Raw genomic sequence first — 20524 nt, forward strand, 5'->3', positions numbered from 1 at the left:
GTGAGGGATGTATAGGCGCCGTCGACGCTGACTGTCCTTACCGCGGCCTGATCATTGTCTGATCATTGCCTGATCTTTGCCTGAACCTTTTCCGCCGAGCCCGCACACATAGACATGGCCTTCGGATTTGGACTGTTCGAGCTTGATGAAGCTGGCCGCGTCCTGCTGTGCGCGCGGCAAGAGGTCCCATTGCAGCCGCGCGTGTTCGATTTGCTGGTCTACCTTGTTCGGCACCGCGACCGGGTCATCTCCAAGGAAGAACTGCTTGAAGCCATCTGGCCGGATGTGACGGTCACGGACAACTCGCTGCAGCGCGCGGTGAGTTCGTTGCGCGCCGCGCTTCGCAAGGGTGGCATGGACGGAGCGATCCGAAATCTCCCAGGCAAGGGATATCGGTTCTTTCACGATTCCGAGATCAAGCAGCCGGAACCTGCTGCGCACAATCCAAACGGCACAATCGGTGCAATCGGAGCAATCGGTCTCGCCCGACGCGCAGCGGCCGGACAATTATGGCTGCAGGCGGCAACCCTGTTTGAGAGCGCGGATGAAGAAGGCGCGCTCAGCGCCGAAGATCTGCACGATTGGGCGCTCGCCCTGCAATGCCTCGGCAGAGCCGCGGCAGCCATTCCGATTCTGATCCGCGCGGTCGGCGCAAAGAGCAAGGCGGGCGACGCTGCCGGGGCAGCGGTCGACGCGATCGCGCTCGCGGGTTTGCATTTCGAGAGCGGTCAGGCCGCGATCGGAAAAGGCTGGCTCGCGCGCGCGGAAGACTGGACCGCAACGCTCGACGATCCTCCGACGACGGCCCTGCTGTTATGGATGAAGTCGAAACTTGCCGCCTTCGATGGCGAGCCGGAACAGGCACTCGCGTTGGCCGACGCCGCCTACACTGCCGTCAGATACAAGGATGCACTCAACATCGAAGCTCTGAGCCTGGCCTATCGCGGCTTCTATCGGCTATGCCTCGGCGACACCCATGGCGGACTGGCCGATCAGGACCATGCCGCCGCGGTCGCACTGTCCAGCAACAATCTGGACCCGATCATGGGCGGCAACCTCTACTGCAACATTCTCTGGGCGGCCCGGATGTTCGGAGATTGGGCACGGGCCGACCAGTGGACACGGAGCTACCAGAATTTCTGTTCGAGCAGCGGCATGGAACTGACGGGTTCATGCCAGCTGCATCGTTCCGAGGTGCTCGGCGTCAGGGGCTCGCTCGACGAGGCGCTGGCTCGGATTCAGGACGCGCTCGCGCGCCTGACCAGCGATGCGCCATGGTCGATGGGCGATGCCAACCGGGTGCTGGGCGATATTCTGTCTGCGATCGGCAATGAGGACGCAGCGCTTGAGGCCTATGACAGGGCCTACACGCTGGGCTGGTGCCCGGAGCCGGGCCGCGCGATGTTGCTGCTCGCGAGAGGCGAAGCGGAAGCCGCCCATGCGAGCCTGGAACGGAGCCTGATCGGCAAGAGCTGGTGGACCCTGCAGCGGCGGGGAATCCTGCTCGCGCATCTGGCGCTGGTTGCGGCACACACGAATCGGGCCGGTCAGGCCAAGGCATTGATCTGCGAACTTTCGGGAAGTCCGGATCGCTGGCCGATGCCCTCGATCCGCGCGCTCACCAACGAAGCGCAGGCGATCCTCGCGCTGTCGCGGCAGGATCACGAAAAAGCCATGCGGCATCTCCATCTCGCCCGCCAGCTCTGGTCGAGCATCGACGGGCGGGTCCAGATCGTGCGGTTGAGGCTGCAGATCTGCAGGCTCCAGCTGGAGCACGGCGACATTCGCGGCGCCATGGCCGAGGTTCATGCCGCTCAGCTCGTGGCACGTGAATTGGGTTCGCCCAAGCTCAGCGGCGACTGCATGGCCTTGCAGCGTGAGATTAACGGCTGGCAGCCAGCCACGGCTCCGGCTGTACGACGTCAGGGCATCGGCCGCTGATCAGGCCGCTCGGCGCAACCAGTCGCGCACGCGCTCGATCAGGTTTTTGCGCGGCCTGGGCTGAACGATCGTCGCACCCGGCGCGATGTCGCGCAAGGATGACGACGGCGCTTCGGATAGGGCCGCCTCCGCGACATGCTCCGCCTCGACCACGTCGCCAGCCTCCGTGGCGCTGCGGTCCGGCGCCATGGCCGGCGTATCGCCTTCGCTCTGCGCCAACGCCGTCGGTTCGATGGCCGGCGTCTCCGCCAGCACGGGGGCATCAGCGACGTCAGGCGGGTTGACGGCGTCCTGCTCCTCGATGACCGGCGCCCCCATCGCCGCGCGGCTGCGCCGCCGCTCCGCGGCCGCAGCGCGTGCCAGCGCCCGCCGCTCACGCTCGGCGTCCGCTGCGGCCTGCAGCGCGATCGGTCCGACATTTTCCAGGAACGCACGCTCATAGCCGCGCGACAGACGCTCGAGCGCCGCATCGAGCGGCAGCCAGTCGACCTCCCTGATGTCGCTCATCAGCGCGCGCACCGGCTTGCCGCCGGCTTCCATGCGCCAGTAATGCACCACCTTGGAACGGCCGCCGGAATCATAGACCAGCGTGCCGAGGAATTCGTGCACGTCGACGTCGTGGCCGGTTTCCTCCAGCACCTCGCGTTCGGCGGCATCGCGCGGCGTCTCGCCGTCGTCGAGCTTGCCCTTCGGCAGCACCCACTCATTGCGCTTGCGCAGGCGCACGACGGCGAAGCGCGGCGGAGTCTCCCGCCGCAGCACAATGCCTCCCGCCGCCAGCACCGGCGTCCGCGCCATCTCGTGTCCCAAAGTTTGCGATTTGAGATCGTCGCACGACGATCCCGGCTATTCTAAAGCATGATCCGGAAAAGTGGAAACCGGTTTTCATGCTCAAAAAATGACGCGTCGGGCAAAAAAGCGATCACATCGCAGGCTTCCGCAGCAGCGGCTCGCCGCATTTGATCCGCGCTCCCTCCGCGACATTGTCGCAGAATTCGAAATTGCCGGGCGCGAGCACGATGATGGTCGAGCCGTGCTCGAACCAGCCGAGCTCATCGCCCTTCTTGACATGTGCGTCGCAGGGGAAATCGACCGGCCCCCGCGACTGCGCGTTCAGCGTGATGTCGAGGAAATGCAGGCGAAGGCTCGCCACCAGGATGGCGGCGACCGGAACCAGCGTCAGCGCCTCGCCGGTCGCGAGCTTTCCGCGCAGCACCGCGCGTTCGTTCTTGCAGAACAGACGCTCGATCCGCTTCAGCGCGATCGGATTGACGTTCCAGACGTCGCCATGAATGAACGTTACCTTGTCGATCGCAAGGTCATAGGGCGCGTGGAAGCGGTGATACATGCTCGAGGTCAGCCGCAGCGTGACGAAGCGGCCGTTCCGGTGCTGCTCGACCAGCGCGGGATCGCCGAGGAGATCGAGCAGCGAATAGGGCGCGCCCTTGACCTGGAACAATTGGGTGTCCTCGATCCGCCCATGCGCCCCAATGATCGCATCCGACGGGCTCGCGATGATCACGGGATCGGCCACTGCCGGTCGCAGGCCGGGCTTCAGCTCGCGGGTGAAGCAGTCGTGCAGGCTGGTGAACTCGGTCTTCTTCGCCTCCGACAGATCGAGGTCGGAAAACAGCTTCCAGCAGGCGATCGAGGCGTCGCGCACCAAGGGGTTCTCGACCTTGGAGAACCAGCCCATGAAGCGGGTCAGCGCCGCCCGCGGAATCCGGTTGGTGAGCAGGAAATTGAGGTCCTCCTGCTGGGTGAAAGCCGAGATCAGGCCCTTGACTGTCATGAATTTGTTAGGTGCTGACGCTAGCGCTTCTGTCATGGAAACATCCCTTCCGATTCTCTCGCTGTCCGCCGCCGCGCTTGCCGGCGCCGCCGCAGCGTTCCCCAAAGTCAAAGCCCGGCTTGCCCTGTCGCGCGCCAAGCACCGCTCGCTGACTGGGCATTCCAAGATGTCCAAGATGGTGGCGCGACTGGTGCCGCACTACGAATTCGACATCGACGAGTTCTTCCGCTCCGACGGCGCGCCCGCCGAGGTCGCGATGCAGCGCCAGGACGGCTTCTTCCGGCTCGCCGGAGTGTACCAGGACCGCTACCCCAAGGGCCGCGCGCTCACCGCCGAGGTGACGGAGCGCATCTCCGATCTGCAGTTCACCGAAACCTACCGCGTGCCGTTCCAGTACAGCCGCCTGGTGCGCGAGCATCTCGGCACCTCGGCCTTCGTGCAGGCCTCCAGCGGCGTCACCGTGACCGACGTCGACGGCAATCAGTTCTACGACCTGACCGGCTCCTATGGCGTCAACATCTTCGGCAACGACTTCTACAAGGAGTGCATCACCGAGGGTGAGAAGCGCGCGCATGCGCTCGGTCCCGTGCTCGGCCCCTACCACCCTGTCATTGCCGACAACGTCAAGCGGCTCTGCGAGATCTCCGGCCTCGACGAGGTCTCGTTTCACATGTCCGGCACCGAGGCCGTGATGCAGGCGGTGCGGCTCGCGCGCTACCACACCAAGCGGACGGATCTGGTCCGTTTCGCCGGCGCCTATCACGGCTGGTGGGGCGAGGTGCAGCCCGGCGTCGGCAATCCGGTGTCGCCGCACGAGACCTTCACGCTCGCCGACATGTCGGAGAAGACGCTGCACGTGCTGCGCACGCGCAAGGACATCGCCTGCGTGCTGGTCAATCCGCTCCAGGCGCTGCATCCGAATGCCAACGCGCCCGGCGATTCCGCGCTGGTCGACTCTTCGCGCTCCTCCCGATACGACCGCGCCGCCTATACCGAATGGCTGAAACAGCTGCGCGAGGTCTGCACCGAACGCGGCATCGTGCTGATCTTCGACGAGGTGTTCGTCGGCTTCCGGCTCGCCGCCGGCGGCGCCCAGGAATATTTCGGCGTCAAGGCCGACATGGCGACCTACGGCAAGAGCCTCGCCGGCGGCCTCCCCGTCGGCGTGGTGTGCGGCCGCAAGGATCTGATGCGGCGCTTCCGCGACGACCGTCCGGCCGACATCTGCTTCGCCCGCGGCACCTTCAACTCGCATCCCTATGTGATGACGGCGATGGACGAGTTCTTGAGCCGGCTCGCCAGCCCGAACTTCCGCTCGATCTACAACGGGCTGGACGAGACCTGGGACGGCCGCGCGACGGCGCTCAACGACCGCCTTGCCGCTCAGGGCCGGCCGGTTCGCGTCGGCAACATCTCGTCGATCTGGACCGTCTATTACACCGAGCCGTCCCGCTACAACTGGATGCTGCAATACTATCTGCGGGCCGAGGGGCTGGCGCTGAGCTGGGTCGGCACCGGCCGCCTGATCTTCAGCCTGAACTACACCGACGCCGATTTCTCCGAGGTTGCCGACCGCTTCGTCGCGGCAGCCGAGAAGATGAAGCGTGACGGCTGGTGGTGGCACAAGGAAGGCCTCACCAACAAGAACATCAAGCGGCAGATCCTGAAAGAGATGGTCGCCGTGAAGTTCGGCCGCTGAGGCCTTATCGGCCCTGACGTATCCACAGCCTTCCTTCACCTCTCCCGCTTGCGGGGGAGGTCGGATCGCATCGAACGATGCGATCCGGGTGGGGGCTCTCTCCCCACAAAGATTATCGCAAGCGGTGACACCCCCACCCCAACCCTCCCCCGCAAGCGGGAGAGGGAGCGCAGCGCCGTCGCGACGAGCAGTTCGGCCTAGTCTCTTCACAGGTGTCCCAAGACGTAGATGCCCGGGACAAGCCCGGGCATGACGCATTTCGGAAAGATGAGGGATCAACGATCAGGCGTGCTTGACGTGCTTCTCGAGGCCCGGATCGATCAGCTCGCCCTTCATCAGGAACAGCGGCGCCTTGTGATAGAGCTTCAGGTCGTTGAACGGGTCGGTGACGATCTTGGTCATCCAGACGAGGCCGGTCTCGATATCGCGGATGAAGAACAGATGGACAGTGCGGAACAGGAGGCCGCCGATGCCGACGAAGAGCCAGACCTTGGCCACCTGACGGGTGAAGTCGCCCATGGTGACCCAGGGCTTGAACAGCCCGAACAAGGTCGGATCGAAGTACAGCACCATCGGCGACAGCGCCCAGATCGCCATCAGCACGACCTTGCGCTGCAGGTTGTAGCCGACCTTGATGTCTTCCTTGTGCTCGTGGGTGGCCTGGTTGACGTGGTCATAGCCCTTCGGCTCGAAGAAGAAGTGACCGGCCTGGCGCGAGGTCATCGAGACCAGCCAGCCGACCAGCGCCGACACCACCGGATCGAAGAACAGCATCACATAGGCGAACAGGAAGCTCAGCGCGCTGACGAAGTGCAGGCTCTGGTTGATCCGGCTGTGATGGTAGAAGCGGTGGTCATCCCAGCGCTGGGTACGGAGCTCTTGCAGGAAGTTCTTGATCATTGGTTCCCCCAACATCTTTCGGGACTGGATTTACAGGGATTCGATGTAGCGCGTGTGACATCATCATAATGACATATGACAATGCGGAGCGACGCCTTGACGCAACCGGAGAAGGGTCTCGCCTCATCCCGAACAGGCTCACAGGGATGAGGCGAAAGATATTGGTGCCTCCCGGTTCGGGCCGCGCGGTGCGCTCCCTCACCCGGCAGGATCGAGGCTTGGCCCGCCTGGGCTGCCTCAGGCCGCCTTGGCCACATCCGCCTTGCGGAAGCGGACCAGCGAGAAGTGGCCGAGCGGCGGGATCAGGCGGCGTTCCGCGAGCTCCATGCCGCGCGCGCCGGCGAGCCACTTGGTGTAGCGCGACCAGGCGAATTCGGCGGTCCGGAACCCGAGCGGACGCACCACCGGCTGCAGCTTCTGCTCGATGAAGCGGCGGACGCCGGCATCGGCGCTGACCCGGGTCAGGATGATCAGCTCGCCGCCCGGGCGCACCACGCGGGCGAACTCGTCGAGCGCGGCCTCCGGGTTCGGCACCGCCGACAGCACGTACTGCGCCATCACCACGTCGAACGAATTGTCGGGGAATTCGAGCTTCTCGGCGTCCATCACCGCGAGGCCCTCGACATTCTTCAGGCCCTGCTCGGCAACCCGCTTCCTGGCCTTCTCCAGCATCGCTTCCGAGATGTCGGTGCCGAAGATGCGGACGTTCTGGCTATAGAGCGGCAGCGAGATGCCGGTGCCGACGCCGACCTCGAGCACGCGGCCACCGATCTTGTTGGTGGCCTGGATCGCAGCCTGCCGGCCCTTGCTGAACACGCCGCCAAACACGAGGTCGTAGATCGGTGCCCAGCGGTCATAGGCCTGCTCGACCGTCTCGCGGTCGAAGTCCATGGAACGGTCGGCACCCAGCTTGATGATTTCAGCCATAGATCGTTTCTCGTCTCTCGTTCGATTGAACTGTTAATTCGGAACCGCACTGCGGCCGGCAACGCGGCGGGCGGGCCGCGGCGCGCGGCTCGGCTGCAACGTGGCCAGATTGCCGATGAACTGACGCGCACTGTTTTCCCAGGAACGCTCCAACGCAAAATTGCGGCAGTCGGCGCGCGACATCGTCAGCGCGCGCAGGCAGGCAGCGCGCAGGTCGTTGTCGATCGCGCCGATCGGATGGTCGGCGATCACGTCCTTCGGGCCGGTCACCGGGAACGCCGCGACCGGCGTGCCGCAGGCCAGCGCCTCGAGTTGCACGACGCCGAAGGTGTCGGTCAGGCTCGGGAACACGAAGACGTCGGCGGCGGCCAGGTGCGAGGTCAGATCCTGGCCCTTCTTCTCGCCGAGGAAAATCGCGTCGGGATATTTCTGCTGCAATGCTGCGCGTTGCGGGCCGTCGCCGACCACGACCTTGGAGCCCGGCAGGTCGAGCGACAGGAAGGCGTCGAGATTCTTCTCCACCGCGACGCGACCCATGGTCATGAAGATCGGCCGCGGCAGATCGAGGATGGCCGGCTGGTCCGGATTGAATATCCCTGTGTCGACGCCGCGGGTCCAGAAGCCGAGCCTGCGGAAGCCGCGCTCGGCAAGCTCTGACCGCAGCGAGTCGGTCGCGACCATCGTCATCGAACCGGCAGCATGGAAATGCCGCAGCACCGCGTAGCCGACGCTGTCCGGAATGCCGGTGCGCACCGAGACATATTCCGGAAAGCGCGTGGTGTAGGACGTGGTGAAGGCGAGCTTGTTGCGCTGGCAATAGCCACGCACCGCCCAGCCGATCGGCCCTTCGGTCGCGATATGGATCGCCTCGGGTGCCGCCTCCTCGATCCGGCGCGCGATCTCGCGGCGGTTCGGCAGCGCCATCCGCAGGCCCGGATAGGTCGGCACGCCGACCGAGCGGAAACCGTCGGGAGTGAGGAATTCGATGTCGGCGCCGAGCCCGGCTGCGCTGCGCGCAAGCGACGTCAGCGTCCGGACCACGCCGTTAACTTGTGGATGCCAGGCATCGGTCGCAACGAGAATGCGCATCGCGGGAGATCCAAATCGTTAATCTTGATTCTGCTCGCACGACGTTCTGACATGGATGTTTCAAACGTATGACGTCATCGAAATGTTAGGTTGTTTTTCACGGCAAACCGCCGGTTTTTCGTGTATCGTGACAGTGAGATGTCAGAGCAGAGTGAAAATCCAGGCACCACGCGCCGCAGGCTCCGGCGACGAAACTCGTCGCTGCTGATCCTTGCGACCGGCATGCTTGTGTTCGGCCTCGCCGCCGGCGCGCTGTTCTACGGGCTGCGTCCGGTGACGCTCTCGATCGCGGTCGGCCCGACCGGCAGCGAAGACGTCAAGCTGATCCAGGGCTTCGCACAGGCCTTCACGCATGACGGCAGTGCGGTGCGGCTGAAGCCGGTCACGACGCAGGGCTCCGCCGAAAGCATCGCGCTGTTCACCGCCAACAAGGTCGACCTCGCGGTGGTACGCGGCGATCTCGATTTGCCTGCGAGTGCGGAGTCGGTTGCGATCCTGCGCAAGAACGTCGTCGTGCTGTGGGCGCCCTCGGGCGGCAAGGGCAAGCGGCGATCCGCGAAGATCAAGAGCATCGACGATCTCGCCGGACACAAGGTCGGCGTGGTCGGCAGCACCCCGGCCAATGTCACGCTGCTGCGCGTGATCCTGACCGAGTCCGGCGTCAACCCCGACAAGGTCGCGGTCAGCCAGTTCAAAGCCAACCAGATCGCCGACCTCGCGCGCGATCCCTCGCTCGACGCCTACATGACGGTCGGCCCGCTCGACAGCAGGATCACGTCGGATGCGATCACGGCGACGGCGGCCGCGCGCGGCGAGCCGGTATTCCTCCCGATCGATGTCTCGGAAGCCATTGCACAGAAGCATCCGCGCTACGAATCCGAAGAGATCGCCGGCAGCATCTTCTCGTCGTCGCCGGCGCGACCGGAAGACAAGGTCGAGACCGTCAGCGTCAATCACCTCATCATCGCGCAGCATCGGCTGGACGACGCCACGGTCGGCGCGCTCGACCGGCAATTGTTCACGCTGCGGCTTCAGGTCGCGCGCGATCTGCCGGCGGCGTCCAAGATCGAGAAGCCCGACACCGACAAAGATGCTGCGCTGCCGGCTCATCAAGGCGCGGCGGCCTATATCGACGGCACCGAGCGCACCTTCCTCGAAAAATACTCCGACTACATCTGGGGCGGCATCCTGCTGATCTCCGGCCTCGGCTCGGCCGGCGCCTGGCTGCGCCACTACATGAAGCGCGAGGAGCGCGAGCACTACATCACCCATCGCGACAATCTGCTGACGCTGATCTCGCGGGTGCGCGGCGCCGAGACGACGGAGGAACTCGCGGCGATGCAGAGCGATGCGGACGCGCTGTTGCGCGAGGCGCTCGATTGCTATGACGACGGCGCGATCGAGGAAGGCGATCTCTCGGTGATCGGACTGACGCTCGAGCAGTTCCACCACGCCGTCACCGATCGCCGCGCCGCGATCAACGGTGACCGGCCGGGCCTGCCGAGGATGCGCGCCGGCTAGGCGCGCGCACGCCGATTGCACCGAGAGCAATGTGCACCGAGAGCAATGTTTGGATTGCGCGTGCATGCGCGCGTGGCCATGTTGAGTGCGACCACAACGCTCCGCACGACACCATGATGATCGCCTCCGCCATGACAGACATGCCCGCGCCGTTCGTGCTCACCGTTGCCGTCGCCGGCGTGTTCCTGATCGCCTTCATGAAGGGCGCGTTCGGCGGCGGCTTTGCCATCGTCGGCATCCCGCTGCTCTCGCTGGCGATGGATCCGATCGCGGCGGGCGCGCTGCTGGCGCCACTGTTCGTCGTCATGGACATCACGGCGCTGCGGTTCTGGCGCCCCAGCACCTGGTCGCGCACGGACCTCGCGATGCTGCTGCCGGCGCTCGTGATCGGCATCGGCCTCGGCTATTTCGTGTTGCGCGATCTCGACCGGCATGCCGTCGAGATTGTGATGGGACTGGTGACGCTGGTGTTCGCCGCGCTGTGGTTTCTCGGCGGCGGCGAGATCAAGCCGCGCCCGCGCTCGACGATCAAGGCGACCTTCGCCGGCCTGTCCTCCGGCGTCACCACGATGGTGGCGCATTCGGGCGGACCGCCGCTGGCGATCTATCTGCTGCCGCTCGGCATGTCGAAGACGCTTTACGCCGGCACCACCAGTCTGTTCTTCACGGTCGGCAACCTGCTGAAGGCCGGTCCGTGGCTCGTGCTCGCCACGCCCTCGCGCGGCCTGTGGATGCTGATGGTGCTTTGCGTGCCGGCCGTGCCGGTCGGCGTCTGGGCCGGTTGGCGGCTGCACGAACGCCTCGACCAGCGCGCGCTCTACCGCGCCTGCTACGCCATTCTGGTCATCACCGCAGCCAAGCTGCTGTGGGACGGATTGGCCGGCTGCATCCACCCCTGAGGTCTTGCCGTCGCTCCCGGCAACCCGCCCTTAACCGTTCGACGAAACACGGACGAAACAAATCCCTAACGGCACGAAACCATTTTGGCGATTTCGTGCAAACGTCCTGAAACGCCTGATCTGTACTTGTTTGACCCAACGACGCGCCGGAACTGGCGCGCAGGGCGCAAACAACAGGGGTCGACAATGTTCAATTCCATCAAGCTGAACGCACGTCTCGCTGCCGCCGCCTTCGGTGCGCTGGCGATCGGTACCGTCGCTTTCTCGAATTCCGCCGCGGCCGCGCCGCTGCCGATCTTCCCGTTCATCCTGACGCCGCCGACCCAGGCGGTGCAGCCGCCGGTGCAGTCGATGCCGCAGGCGCAGGAGGAAGACCGTTCGGTTGAATTGCCCGCCCGGCTGCGCCGCCAGGTCGTCACCTATCCGACCCGTGAGGCGCCGGGCACCATCATCATCGATACCCCGAACACCTATCTCTACCTCGTGCTCGGCAATGGCCAGGCCATGCGCTACGGCATCGGTATCGGCCGCGACGGTTTCACCTGGTCGGGTACCCAGACCATCACCAAGAAGTCGGAATGGCCGGATTGGACCCCGCCCCCGGAAATGATCGCCCGCCAGCCCTATCTGCCGCGCCACATGGCCGGCGGCCCCGGCAACCCGCTCGGCGCCCGCGCCATGTATCTCGGCGGCACCATCTATCGCATCCACGGCACCAACGCGCCAGAGACGATCGGCACCCGCGTCTCCTCGGGCTGCCTGCGCCTGACCAATGCAGATGTCTCCGACCTCTATTCGCGGGTCAGCGTCGGCACCAAGGTGATCGTGCTGCCGATGACCGACCGCCGCGCCGACCTCGGCTCGGCCACCCGCTAAGCCGGACATATCGAGACATCGACAACGGCCCCGGTGCCACGCCGGGGCCGTTGTCGCGTTCATAATCGTTAACCTCCGTGGCGATCGCTTGGCGATCTCTGGCCGCGACCTGCTTCCGCCCCCGAACCAGCTTGATCCGGCCACACTGGTGCCCTGCTCGGGGGGCCTGTACAACCCCGGTCAAGTTCATTTCTACCGGGGGGATGATGCGTCTACCGATGCATCCAAGGACGATAGCGCTCGGGATCACGGTGGTGCTGATCTCGTTCGTGATCAGCCTCAAGGCGATGGATTGGCTGGCGCCGAGCGCCACCGTGCCGTCGCCGCAGCTCACGCAACTGCCGCCGCTGCCGCAGGCGCCGCGCTCCTCGACGGTCGTGGCGCAAGTCTCGGTCGCGCTGTCGGCGATCCGCGACGCCGCCGAACGCGGCGCGCCAAAGACCTTTGGCGGCAAGGCCGACAATCCGGTGCAGCAGATCCTGCAAAATGCCGATATCGGCTGGACGGCGTCGCGCGGGCCGATCGCGGCCACCGGCGCGCAGGACGTGCTGACGCTGACGACCCCGATCAGCGGGACGCTCAAGGTTACCGGTTCGCTGTCAGCGCAGGCGACCGGCGCGGTCAGCAACGCACTCGGCAGCCTGCTCGGTGGCAATGTCGCCAAGCAGATCGGCGCGGTGAACATCAAGAACGTCAACGCCAACGCCGAGATCAAGGGCAGCGTCACCCTGACCTCGCGGCCGAAGCTCGGTGCGTCCTGGCGGATCGAGCCGAACCTGCAGGCGCAGGTCAATCTCGGCGACACCAGCCTGTCGGCCGCCGGCGTGCGCATCAGCGTGCCGGCCCAGGTCAAGCCGGTGATCGACAAGGCGGTCGCCGACCAGATTTCCGCGGTCGAGGCGCGGCTGCACAACGACCCGGTGTTCCAGAACAGCGCCCGCGCGCAATGGACCAAGGCCTGCCGCTCGATCCCGCTGCAGGGCACCGGCGGCACCTCGTCGATGCCGCCGATGTGGCTCGAGCTGAAGCCGATCCGCGCCATCGCCGCGCAGCCGAAGGTCGATGCGTCCGCGATGATCCTCACCATGGGGATCGAGGCCGAGACGCGGATCACGGAGACGCAGACCACCCCGAACTGCCCGTTCCCGGACAAACTCTCGATCGTGCCGCCGATGCCGAGCCAGGTCGCAGTCGGCCTGCCGGTCGACATGTCCTTCACCACGCTGACCCAGCTCGTGGAGGCGCAGCTCAAGGGCAAGACCTTCCCCGAGGACGGTTCCGGCGCGGTCGACGTGACCGTCAAGAGCGCGAGCATCGCCGCCTCCGGCGACCGGCTGTTGATCTCGCTCCTGGTGCACGCCAAGGAAAAGACCAGCTGGTTCGGCCTTGGCGCCGAGGCGACCGTGTACATCTGGGGCCGGCCGCGGCTCGACCAGCAGGCGCAGACGCTGCGGCTGGCCGACGTCGAACTGGCGGTCGAATCCGAGGCCGCGTTCGGCCTGCTCGGCGCCGCCGCGCGCGCGGCGATCCCGCACCTGCAGCAGGCGCTCGCCGACCGCCTGGTCGTCGACCAGAAGCCATTCGCGAGCAACGCGCAACGCAAGATCGCCGCCGCGATCGCCGATCTGCAGAAGAACGAGGAAGGCATCCGCGTCGACGCCGAGGTCAACAGCATCCGGCTCGCCGGCATCGAGTTCGATTCGAAGACGATCCGGGTCATCGTGGAAACCGACGGCACCATCAAGGCCGCCGTCACCGCGCTCCCGGCGCAGTAAGGGCGCGGATCCGGCTGTTCCATCCGGCCGCGTATGCCCAAAAAGTCGTCTTTGCGACAGGTTGCCGCACCAGATAGAAGGTGCCCCGTGGAAGCAACCCTCCAAGTAACTCGAACGAAAAATCAGGGAGAAAACACGATGAAATCGCTCTTGGCCGCAGCAGCGGCCGGCCTCGCGTTGGCGGCCTCCGGCACCGCGGCCAACGCCCAGATCTCCGACGACGTTGTCAAGATCGGCGTCCTCACCGACATGTCGAGCCTTTATGCGGACGCCACCGGCAAGGGCTCGGTCGCAGCCGTCGAGATGGCGGTCGCCGATTACGGCGCCAAGGTGAAGGGCAAGCCCGTGCAGGTGGTCGTCGCCGATCACCAGAACAAGCCCGACGTCGGCGTCAACATCGCACGCAACTGGTATGACAATGACAAGGTCGATGCGATATTCGACGTGCCGACCTCCTCGGTCGCGCTGCCGATCTCGGCGCTGACGCGCGAGAAGAACAAGATCCACATCAACTCCGGCGGCGGCTCCTCCGACATCACCGGTACTGCCTGCTCGCCCAACACGGTGCACTGGACCTACGACACCTACGCGCTGTCGAACGTCGCCGGCAAGGCAATGGTCAAGCGCGGCGAGGACACCTGGTTCTTCGTCACCGCCGACTACGCCTTCGGCATGGCGTTGGAGCGCGATGCCGCCAACGTCGTCAAGGAAAGCGGCGGCAAGGTGCTGGGCGACGTGCGGCATCCGCTCAACTCGTCGGACTTCTCGTCGTTCCTGCTGCAAGCGCAGGCCTCGAAGGCAAAGGTCGTGGCGCTGGCGAATGCCGGCGGCGACACCACCAACGCGCTGAAGCAGGCCTCCGAGTTCGGCCTGACCCAGGGCGGCCAGAAGATGATCGCGCTGCTGCAGGAGATCACCGACACGCATTCGCTCGGCATCAAGGCCACCCAAGGCCTGATCGTCACCGACGCCTTCTACTGGGACATGAACGACGAGACCCGCGCCTTCTCGAAGCGCTTCAACGAGAAGGTCGGCCACATGCCGACCATGATCCAGGCCGGCCTCTATTCGGCGACCATGCATTACCTGAAGGCGATCGAGGCAATCGGCACCGACGAGGCGCCGAAGGTGATGGCCCAAATGCGCGCCACGCCGGTCAACGACTTCTTCGCCAAGAACGGCCATATCCGGATCGACGGCCGCATGGTGCACGACATGTACCTGTTCGAGGTCAAGAAGCCCGAGGAATCCAAGGGCGAGTGGGACCTCTACAAGCTGATCGCCACCGTGCCCGGCGACGAAGCCTTCCGCCCGCTCGACAAGGGCGGCTGCCCCCTGGTGAAATCGAACTAGAGCGTTTTCGAGCGAAGTGGACGCCGGTTCACGTGAAGAAAACGCGTCAATACAACAAGCTAGAGCTTCGGTTCTGATTCAAATCAGAACCGAAGCTCTAGACGCCATCGCGAATTCGTGGGGAGCGGCTTTGCGTGCGCCTACGAACCTTCGAACTTGAATGAGACTTTCAACTTGGCACGGTAAGCTTCGACCTTGCCTGCGGCGTCCAGTTGCAGATCGAGCTGGACGACCTCGGCGACGCGCAAATCGCGCAGGGACTCTCCGGCCCTGCTGACCGCCGCTGTGGCGGCCTTTTCCCAGGAGTCCTTGCTGGTACCGATCAGCTCGATAACCTTGTAGACGCTCTCAGCCATGTCGTCCTCCCGTTGCTGTCAGACAGGACGCAAACGCTCCTGCCGCGACCAGCCTAACATCGGGATTTCCGGGCTGATAGGATGCGCCGCACCAATCAGCGTGCAGGGCGGCGCGCCGGCACCGTGCAGAGCTTCGACCACGCGATCACCGGGACCGCGCAATCGATCCGCTTCGTTTTGAAAGCGCTAGCTCTATCGGCCTGCACGATGCGAACCGTGGCGCGGCGCGTGAACGATGCCGATGCCGCTCTCCTGGGCCTGAAGCGCCTGCAGCACTGCGGGCGGCTCCAGTACCAGTTTTGCCGCCGGCGTCGGCGCGCCGTTATTGAGCACGTCGCGATAGGGATAGAGCGCCTGGTAGGCGGCCGGCTCGGAGATTGCAGCCTGGGCCGAGGCCGCCGTCGCCGTGACGGCCGACAGCGCCAGGGCCAGCGCGATGGTTTTGAACGTGATTCCGACGTGGGAAATCCTGGTGGTCATGGTAACGCTCCCGCGATTTGCATCGCATACGATTAGTTCGTTCGCGCTTGATAAAGGCAGCGCGCGAGCTGACTTCAAGTATCCCGATTTAATCGGATACGATTTATTCGGGCCCGGGGCGTCAAATATCCGTGTGATCCGGCAGGCTATGCGCGGCAGGCAAGGCTGCTGTGTTTGCGTGGCGTCGCTGGCGCCGAAGTCGCGTCAGCCGGCATGCGGGTGATCGCATCAGCAGATCCGCGCAAAATCGGATTCAACGCACGGCAGGCTTGCCGGTCGCGTGCACGAGCATTCAAGCTTCGCGCTTGGAGACGTCCGGCCGATGCACGACGCCAATTCCCGCTGCTGCCGGAATTGTGCATGCAACCGCCCGCCGATGAGAACCTTGCAACGAGATGCTTTCGGCAGCACCGATGCACTGCTTTCGAAGCCGGTCAAATTCGAGCCGGATCGGACAAGCGGCCGAGGTTGGCAGGGCTTAACATCCGCGCCATAGTGAATGGCTATCGTGATCGTGAGCCAAGTGGAGTGAGCCATGGACGTGCAAGCCTCTGGTAACGAAAACCAAAGCACGCCCGAGCCGGCACCTGCACCAGGCCAAGAGAATCCGCCTGCGAATCCGCACGCCGCGACGCGCACGCCGGCCATCATCGTCGGTGTCATTGCTGCCATCATCATTGCGCTGTCGATCTATTATCTGCTGCGGCCGGAACCGCTGCTGGTGCAGGGTGAGGTCGATGCCACGCGGCTCGATATCGCCGCGCGCGTCGACGGACGGGTCAAGGAGATCCCGGTCGAGCGCGGCCAGAACGTCACCGCCGGCGCCGTGCTGGTGCGCATCGACAATCCGGAAACCCTTGCAAAACAAGACCAGATGCGCGGGGCCAAGGCGGTCGCCGACGCCCAGCTCGCCAATGTGCTGGTCGGCACGCGGGCCGAGACCATCGCTGCGCGCAAGGCCGAGATGGAGCGCGCGGAGGCAGCCCAGGTGCTGGCGCAGAAGACCTTCGATCGCGCCAAGACGCTGACGGAGCAAGGCAACGCGCCGCAGGCGCGTCTCGACCAGACCACCGATGCGCTGCATGAAGCCGAGCGCGGGCTCGATCAGGCCAAGTCGGCCTATGAGCAGGCGGTCAACGGCTACACCAAGGAAGAGCGCGCGATCGCGAAAGCCAATGTCGAGAAGGCCGAAGCGGACATTCAGAGTGTCAAATCGGTCATTGATCAGCTCGCGGTCTACGCGCCGGTCGCCTCGCAGGTCTATCAGCGCAATGTCGAGCCGGGCGAATATGTCTCACCGGGCGTGCCGCTGGTGACGCTGATCGATCTCGGCGATCTCTGGATCCACTTCGATCTGCGCGAGGATCTGGTCAAGGGCCTCAAGGTCGGCGACAGATTCGACGTCCGCATTCCCGCGCTCGACGACCGTCATGTCACCGTCGAGGTCAAGCTGATCGCAACCAAGGGCGAGTATGCGAGCTGGCGGGCGACGCGCGCCACCGGCGATTTCGATTTGCGGACATTCTCGATCCGCGCCTACCCGGTGCAGCCGGTGCCCGAATTGCGTCCGGGCATGAGCGCCTATCTCGACTGGCGGTCGCGCCAATGAGGCTGGCATCGAAGCCGGGATTCTGGCTGGTCGCGCAACGCGAATGCCTGTGGCTGTTCCGCGATCGCGTCGCGCTGCTGTTGATTTTCGGCGTGCCGCTGTTCGCGTTCGTGGTGCTCACCACCGTGTTCAGCCAGCCGGTGATCCGCGGGCTCGGCGTCACCATCGTCGACGCCGACAAGTCGGATACCTCGCGCGCGCTGATGCAGCATGTCGCCGCGTCGCCAAGCTTGCGCATCGTCGACGATTCCGGATCGCTGTCGACCGCGGTGCAGGACATCCGGTCCGGCAAGGCGATTTCGGCGATCTTCATCCCGCCGAATTTCGAGCGCGACCTGAAGGCCGATCGCCGTCCGCAGTTGGTCGGCTTCTACAACCAGCAGTTCCTGACCGCGGCCGGCATCGCCTCCTCGGGGCTGAGCGATGCGCTGACCGCCGCCGCGAACGCGGCAGCTCCCGCCAGGCGCGCGGCACCGGCGCCGTCCTCGATCGGCACGCTGAGCGCGGAGACCATCGCGCTGGTCAATCCGCAGAAGAACTACGCGCAGTTCCTGCTGCGCGCGCTGCTGCCCACCATCATCCATGTCGTGATCACGCTCGCTGCCGGCTATTCGGTCGGCTCCGAGTTCCGCCGCCGCAATGCGCGAGAGTGGCTCGCAAGCGCCGGCGGCGATCCGGTCGCAGCACTTGCCGGCAAGCTGGCGCCGCTGTTCTTGATCTTCGTCGTGATCATGCTGGCCCAGCCGCTGGTGCTGGAGGGCGTGCTGCAGATCCCCTTCAAGGGCGACGCGCTGCTGATGATCGCCGCCGCCTCAATCCTCATCATCGCCTATCTGTCGGTCGGCGCGCTGCTGCAGCTTCTGGTCGGCGATCTCGCGACCGGATTGGGACTTGCCGGCCTGATCGCCTCGCCTGCGTTCGGCTACGCCGGCGTCGGCTTTCCCACCATCGGCATGAATACGTTTGCGCAGGTCTGGAGTGCGATCCTGCCGCTGCGCTGGTACATGGCGGTGCTGATGGGACAGGCGGCGCGCGGGTTGCCGGCAACGGAATCCGCTGTTCCCTTCGCCGCGCTCGCCGGGCTCGCGCTGCTGTTTGCCGGCCTCGCATGGCTGCGGATGGCGAGCCTGACGCGCAGAGGCTGGTTTGCGACAGAGCGGCCGGCCGAACCGCCGGTCAGCGAACAGGCACCGTCAGGCGTCGGCGGCGCCTTCATCGGGGAGTGGCGGCGCGTGCTCGGAACACGCAGCGCTTTCACTTTGCTGTTCATCGCCCCGCTGATCTACGGCATCTATTATCCGCAGCCCTATCTGAACCAGATCCTGCGCAAGCTGCCGATCGCGGTCGTCGACAATGATCTCAGCGATCTCTCCCGCCAGATCGTCGAGACGCTCGATGCCAGCGGCACGTTGAGCGTGACGGTGCGCGCCCGCACGCTGGCGGAGGCGCGCACCGCGATCGACCGCGGCGATGCGTTTGCCGCGGTGCAGATCCCGCCCGGCACCGAACGCGACGTGCTCAAGGGCATCACCGCCCACATTCCGGTCTACGCCGACGCCACCTATCTGTTCGTCTTCAGATCGACCGCAAGCGGCGTCGCCACCGCGATCGGCACGCTGACATCGGAGCTGGTGTCGCGCGGCGGCCGCGCCGACGGCAGCCTGGTCAAGGCGAAGCTCGCGAGCCTCAGCCCATCTGACGTTCTGCTGCAACCGATCTTCAATCCGGTCGGCGGCTATGCGAGCTACATCGTCCCGGCGGCGTTCATCCTGATCCTGCAGCAGACGCTCCTGATCGGAGCGGCGATGCTGACCGGCACCGCGCTGGCCAGCGGCCGCGGCGCGTTCGCCGGCGTATTCGGGCGCGGCATCGCCCATCTGACGATCTATTTGCCGGCGCTCGCGCTCTATCTGATCGTGCTGCCACGCATCTACGGTTTCTCGACGCTTGGCCATCTGCCGCAGATCTTTGCGCTGGCGACCGTCTTCCTGCTGGCGACGAGTTTTATGGGACAGGCGATCGGCGCCTGGTTCACGCGGCCGGAAAACGCCACCATCCTGCTGCTGGCGACCAGCCTGCCGCAATTCTTCACCGCCGGCTTTGCATGGCCGCGCGAGGCCATCCCCGCTGCGGCCACCGCGCTGGGCCGGCTGTTTCCGGCCGACTCCGCGATCGACGGCCTCGTGCGCATTAACCAGCTCGGCGCCAGCATCTGGGAGGTCTCGCATGACTGGCTCGGACTGTGGTGTTTGGCGCTGGGCTATTTCGCACTCGCCGTGATCTCCGCGCTGGTGTTCAAGAGAGGACAGCAACATGCCCAACGCTAGGCGCATCGCCCTGATCGCGGTCCCGCTTGTGCTCGTCGCGGGCGCGCTGATCTATTCCGAGAAGCGCGCGAGGTCGTCCCCCGCAACCGTCGGTGTCGTCCGCTCGACCGAGGTCAGGGTCGAGCCGGAGGTGAACGGCCAGCTGGTATCGATCGCGGTCGAGAAAGGCGCGCGGGTGCATGCAGGCGACGTTCTGGCGAAGCTCTCCGCGGTCGAGTTGACCGCGCAGGCCGACCAGGCGCGGGCCGCGCTCGCCGCTGCCGTCGCAAGCCGCAACAACGTCTATGCCGGCGTTCGCCGCGAGCAAGTCGATTCCCTGCAGGCGGCCATCTCCAAGGCCAAGTCGCGCCTCGAATATGTCGAGGTCCAGCTCAAGCGGATCACCACGTTAGCGAGCCAGAGTTTTGAAACCCAGCAGGCACTCGACCAGGCGGTAAATGACGTTGCCGCGGCACGCGCCGGCGTGGCGGCAGCCCAGGCCAATTACGACGCCGCGGTGGCCGGGCCGACCAAGGAGGAGCGCGCCATCGCCGACGCGCAGGTGCAGGCGGCCGCGGCCGCCGTCGCGGTGCTCGAGCGCCGGCTCGACAAGATGGTGTTGCGCGCGCCGGCCGACGGCGTGGTCAGTGTCATCGCTGCGGAAGTGGGCGAGAACGTTCGCGCGGGCCAGCCGATCCTGATGGTCGCGGCGGCCGGCAAGCAATGGCTGTCGTTCAACGTGCGCGAGGATCATCTCGACGGCCTTGCGATCGGAAAGACCGTGAACGTGATCCGGAATGCCGCCGCCGGCGCCACCAAGGCCGCCATCACCGAATTGCGGCCGCTCGGCACCTTCGCCACCTGGCAGGCCGAGCGCGTGATCGGCGATCATGACCGCAGCACGCTGCGGCTGCGTCTCGATCTCGCCGGCGCCGCGGAAGGCCTCGAGCCCGGCATGACCGTCCGGATCGAGCGATGAAGCGCGCGACGCTCGGCCCCGA

General features: G+C 65.5%; 17 protein-coding genes. 10 read left to right on the plus strand and 7 right to left on the minus strand.

Going from position 1 to position 20524, the window contains the following annotated elements; genetic code table 11:
- Positions 1–189 precede the first annotated feature (189 nt).
- Positions 190–1941, plus strand: coding sequence for a winged helix-turn-helix domain-containing protein (locus V5279_RS33250; RefSeq protein WP_338691326.1), 1752 nt, complete (start codon positions 190–192; stop codon positions 1939–1941).
- Here the strand turns inward: V5279_RS33250 and V5279_RS33255 are convergent, their stop codons facing one another.
- Together V5279_RS33255 and asd are read right to left on the minus strand one after the other, a co-directional pair.
- The gene (locus V5279_RS33255) at positions 1942–2739 is read right to left on the minus strand and encodes an NUDIX hydrolase (protein WP_338691327.1); all 798 of its coding nucleotides are present in this window, start codon (positions 2737–2739) and stop codon (positions 1942–1944) included. It lies immediately after the preceding gene.
- A 124-nt stretch (positions 2740–2863) separates the two neighbouring features.
- Positions 2864–3733 carry an archaetidylserine decarboxylase gene (gene asd / locus V5279_RS33260; protein WP_338701512.1) on the minus strand — a complete coding sequence of 290 codons (870 nt, stop codon included), beginning with the start codon at positions 3731–3733 and terminating at the stop codon, positions 2864–2866.
- A gap of 34 nt (positions 3734–3767) precedes the next feature.
- On the opposite strand from asd, the gene V5279_RS33265 reads away from it, so the two are divergent.
- Positions 3768–5432 carry an aminotransferase class III-fold pyridoxal phosphate-dependent enzyme gene (locus V5279_RS33265; protein WP_338691328.1) on the plus strand — a complete coding sequence of 555 codons (1665 nt, stop codon included), beginning with the start codon at positions 3768–3770 and terminating at the stop codon, positions 5430–5432.
- Between the two features lie 282 nt (positions 5433–5714).
- On the opposite strand, the gene V5279_RS33270 is transcribed toward V5279_RS33265, so the two are convergent.
- The 3 genes from V5279_RS33270 to V5279_RS33280 all read right to left on the minus strand — a co-directional run bounded on the left by V5279_RS33270 (position 5715) and on the right by V5279_RS33280 (position 8348).
- On the minus strand, positions 5715–6332 hold the full coding sequence (locus V5279_RS33270; RefSeq protein WP_029078954.1) for a hypothetical protein: 618 nt from the start codon (positions 6330–6332) through the stop codon (positions 5715–5717).
- Between the two features lie 237 nt (positions 6333–6569).
- A complete protein-coding gene (locus V5279_RS33275; RefSeq protein ID WP_106320433.1) occupies positions 6570–7259 on the minus strand; it encodes a class I SAM-dependent methyltransferase in 690 nt (229 codons plus the stop codon).
- A 33-nt stretch (positions 7260–7292) separates the two neighbouring features.
- A complete protein-coding gene (locus V5279_RS33280) occupies positions 7293–8348 on the minus strand; it encodes a glycosyltransferase family 1 protein (RefSeq protein WP_338691329.1) in 1056 nt (351 codons plus the stop codon).
- Positions 8349–8486: 138 nt separating this feature from the next.
- Between V5279_RS33280 and V5279_RS33285 the strand changes: the two genes are divergently transcribed.
- From V5279_RS33285 to V5279_RS33305, 5 genes are all read left to right on the plus strand, one after another.
- The gene (locus tag V5279_RS33285; RefSeq protein WP_338691330.1) at positions 8487–9869 is read left to right on the plus strand and encodes a TAXI family TRAP transporter solute-binding subunit; all 1383 of its coding nucleotides are present in this window, start codon (positions 8487–8489) and stop codon (positions 9867–9869) included.
- A 116-nt stretch (positions 9870–9985) separates the two neighbouring features.
- Positions 9986–10768, plus strand: coding sequence for a sulfite exporter TauE/SafE family protein (locus V5279_RS33290; RefSeq protein WP_414645964.1), 783 nt, complete (start codon positions 9986–9988; stop codon positions 10766–10768).
- A 186-nt stretch (positions 10769–10954) separates the two neighbouring features.
- The gene (locus V5279_RS33295; protein ID WP_338691332.1) at positions 10955–11644 is read left to right on the plus strand and encodes a L,D-transpeptidase; all 690 of its coding nucleotides are present in this window, start codon (positions 10955–10957) and stop codon (positions 11642–11644) included.
- Positions 11645–11850: 206 nt separating this feature from the next.
- Positions 11851–13419: a DUF4403 family protein gene (locus V5279_RS33300; RefSeq protein ID WP_338701514.1), complete on the plus strand. Its 1569-nt coding sequence runs from the start codon at positions 11851–11853 to the stop codon at positions 13417–13419.
- 138 nt (positions 13420–13557) lie between these two features.
- Entirely contained in the window at positions 13558–14772 is a 1215-nt protein-coding gene (locus V5279_RS33305) for an ABC transporter substrate-binding protein (protein ID WP_166214828.1), read from the plus strand.
- 140 nt (positions 14773–14912) lie between these two features.
- On the opposite strand, the gene V5279_RS33310 is transcribed toward V5279_RS33305, so the two are convergent.
- Together V5279_RS33310 and V5279_RS33315 are read right to left on the minus strand one after the other, a co-directional pair.
- Complete coding sequence (locus V5279_RS33310) at positions 14913–15128, minus strand: dodecin family protein (RefSeq protein WP_029078962.1); 216 nt, start codon at positions 15126–15128, stop codon at positions 14913–14915.
- Between the two features lie 192 nt (positions 15129–15320).
- Entirely contained in the window at positions 15321–15608 is a 288-nt protein-coding gene (locus tag V5279_RS33315) for a hypothetical protein (RefSeq protein ID WP_165122994.1), read from the minus strand.
- A gap of 535 nt (positions 15609–16143) precedes the next feature.
- On the opposite strand from V5279_RS33315, the gene V5279_RS33320 reads away from it, so the two are divergent.
- The 3 genes from V5279_RS33320 to V5279_RS33330 are packed head-to-tail and all read left to right on the plus strand — an operon-like array spanning position 16144 to position 20502.
- Positions 16144–17217 carry an HlyD family secretion protein gene (locus tag V5279_RS33320; protein ID WP_338691333.1) on the plus strand — a complete coding sequence of 358 codons (1074 nt, stop codon included), beginning with the start codon at positions 16144–16146 and terminating at the stop codon, positions 17215–17217.
- Entirely contained in the window at positions 17214–19544 is a 2331-nt protein-coding gene (locus V5279_RS33325; protein ID WP_338691334.1) for an ABC transporter permease, read from the plus strand. The genes V5279_RS33320 and V5279_RS33325 overlap by 4 nt, the downstream gene beginning before the upstream one ends.
- Complete coding sequence (locus tag V5279_RS33330) at positions 19531–20502, plus strand: HlyD family secretion protein (protein WP_338691335.1); 972 nt, start codon at positions 19531–19533, stop codon at positions 20500–20502. Before V5279_RS33325 ends, V5279_RS33330 begins: the two co-directional genes overlap by 14 nt.
- The last annotated feature ends 22 nt before the right edge of the window (positions 20503–20524 follow it).

Origin of the sequence: Bradyrhizobium sp. 26S5 (assembly GCF_036923295.1) — a bacterium.
GTDB classification, from domain to species: Bacteria; Pseudomonadota; Alphaproteobacteria; order Rhizobiales; family Xanthobacteraceae; genus Bradyrhizobium; species Bradyrhizobium septentrionale.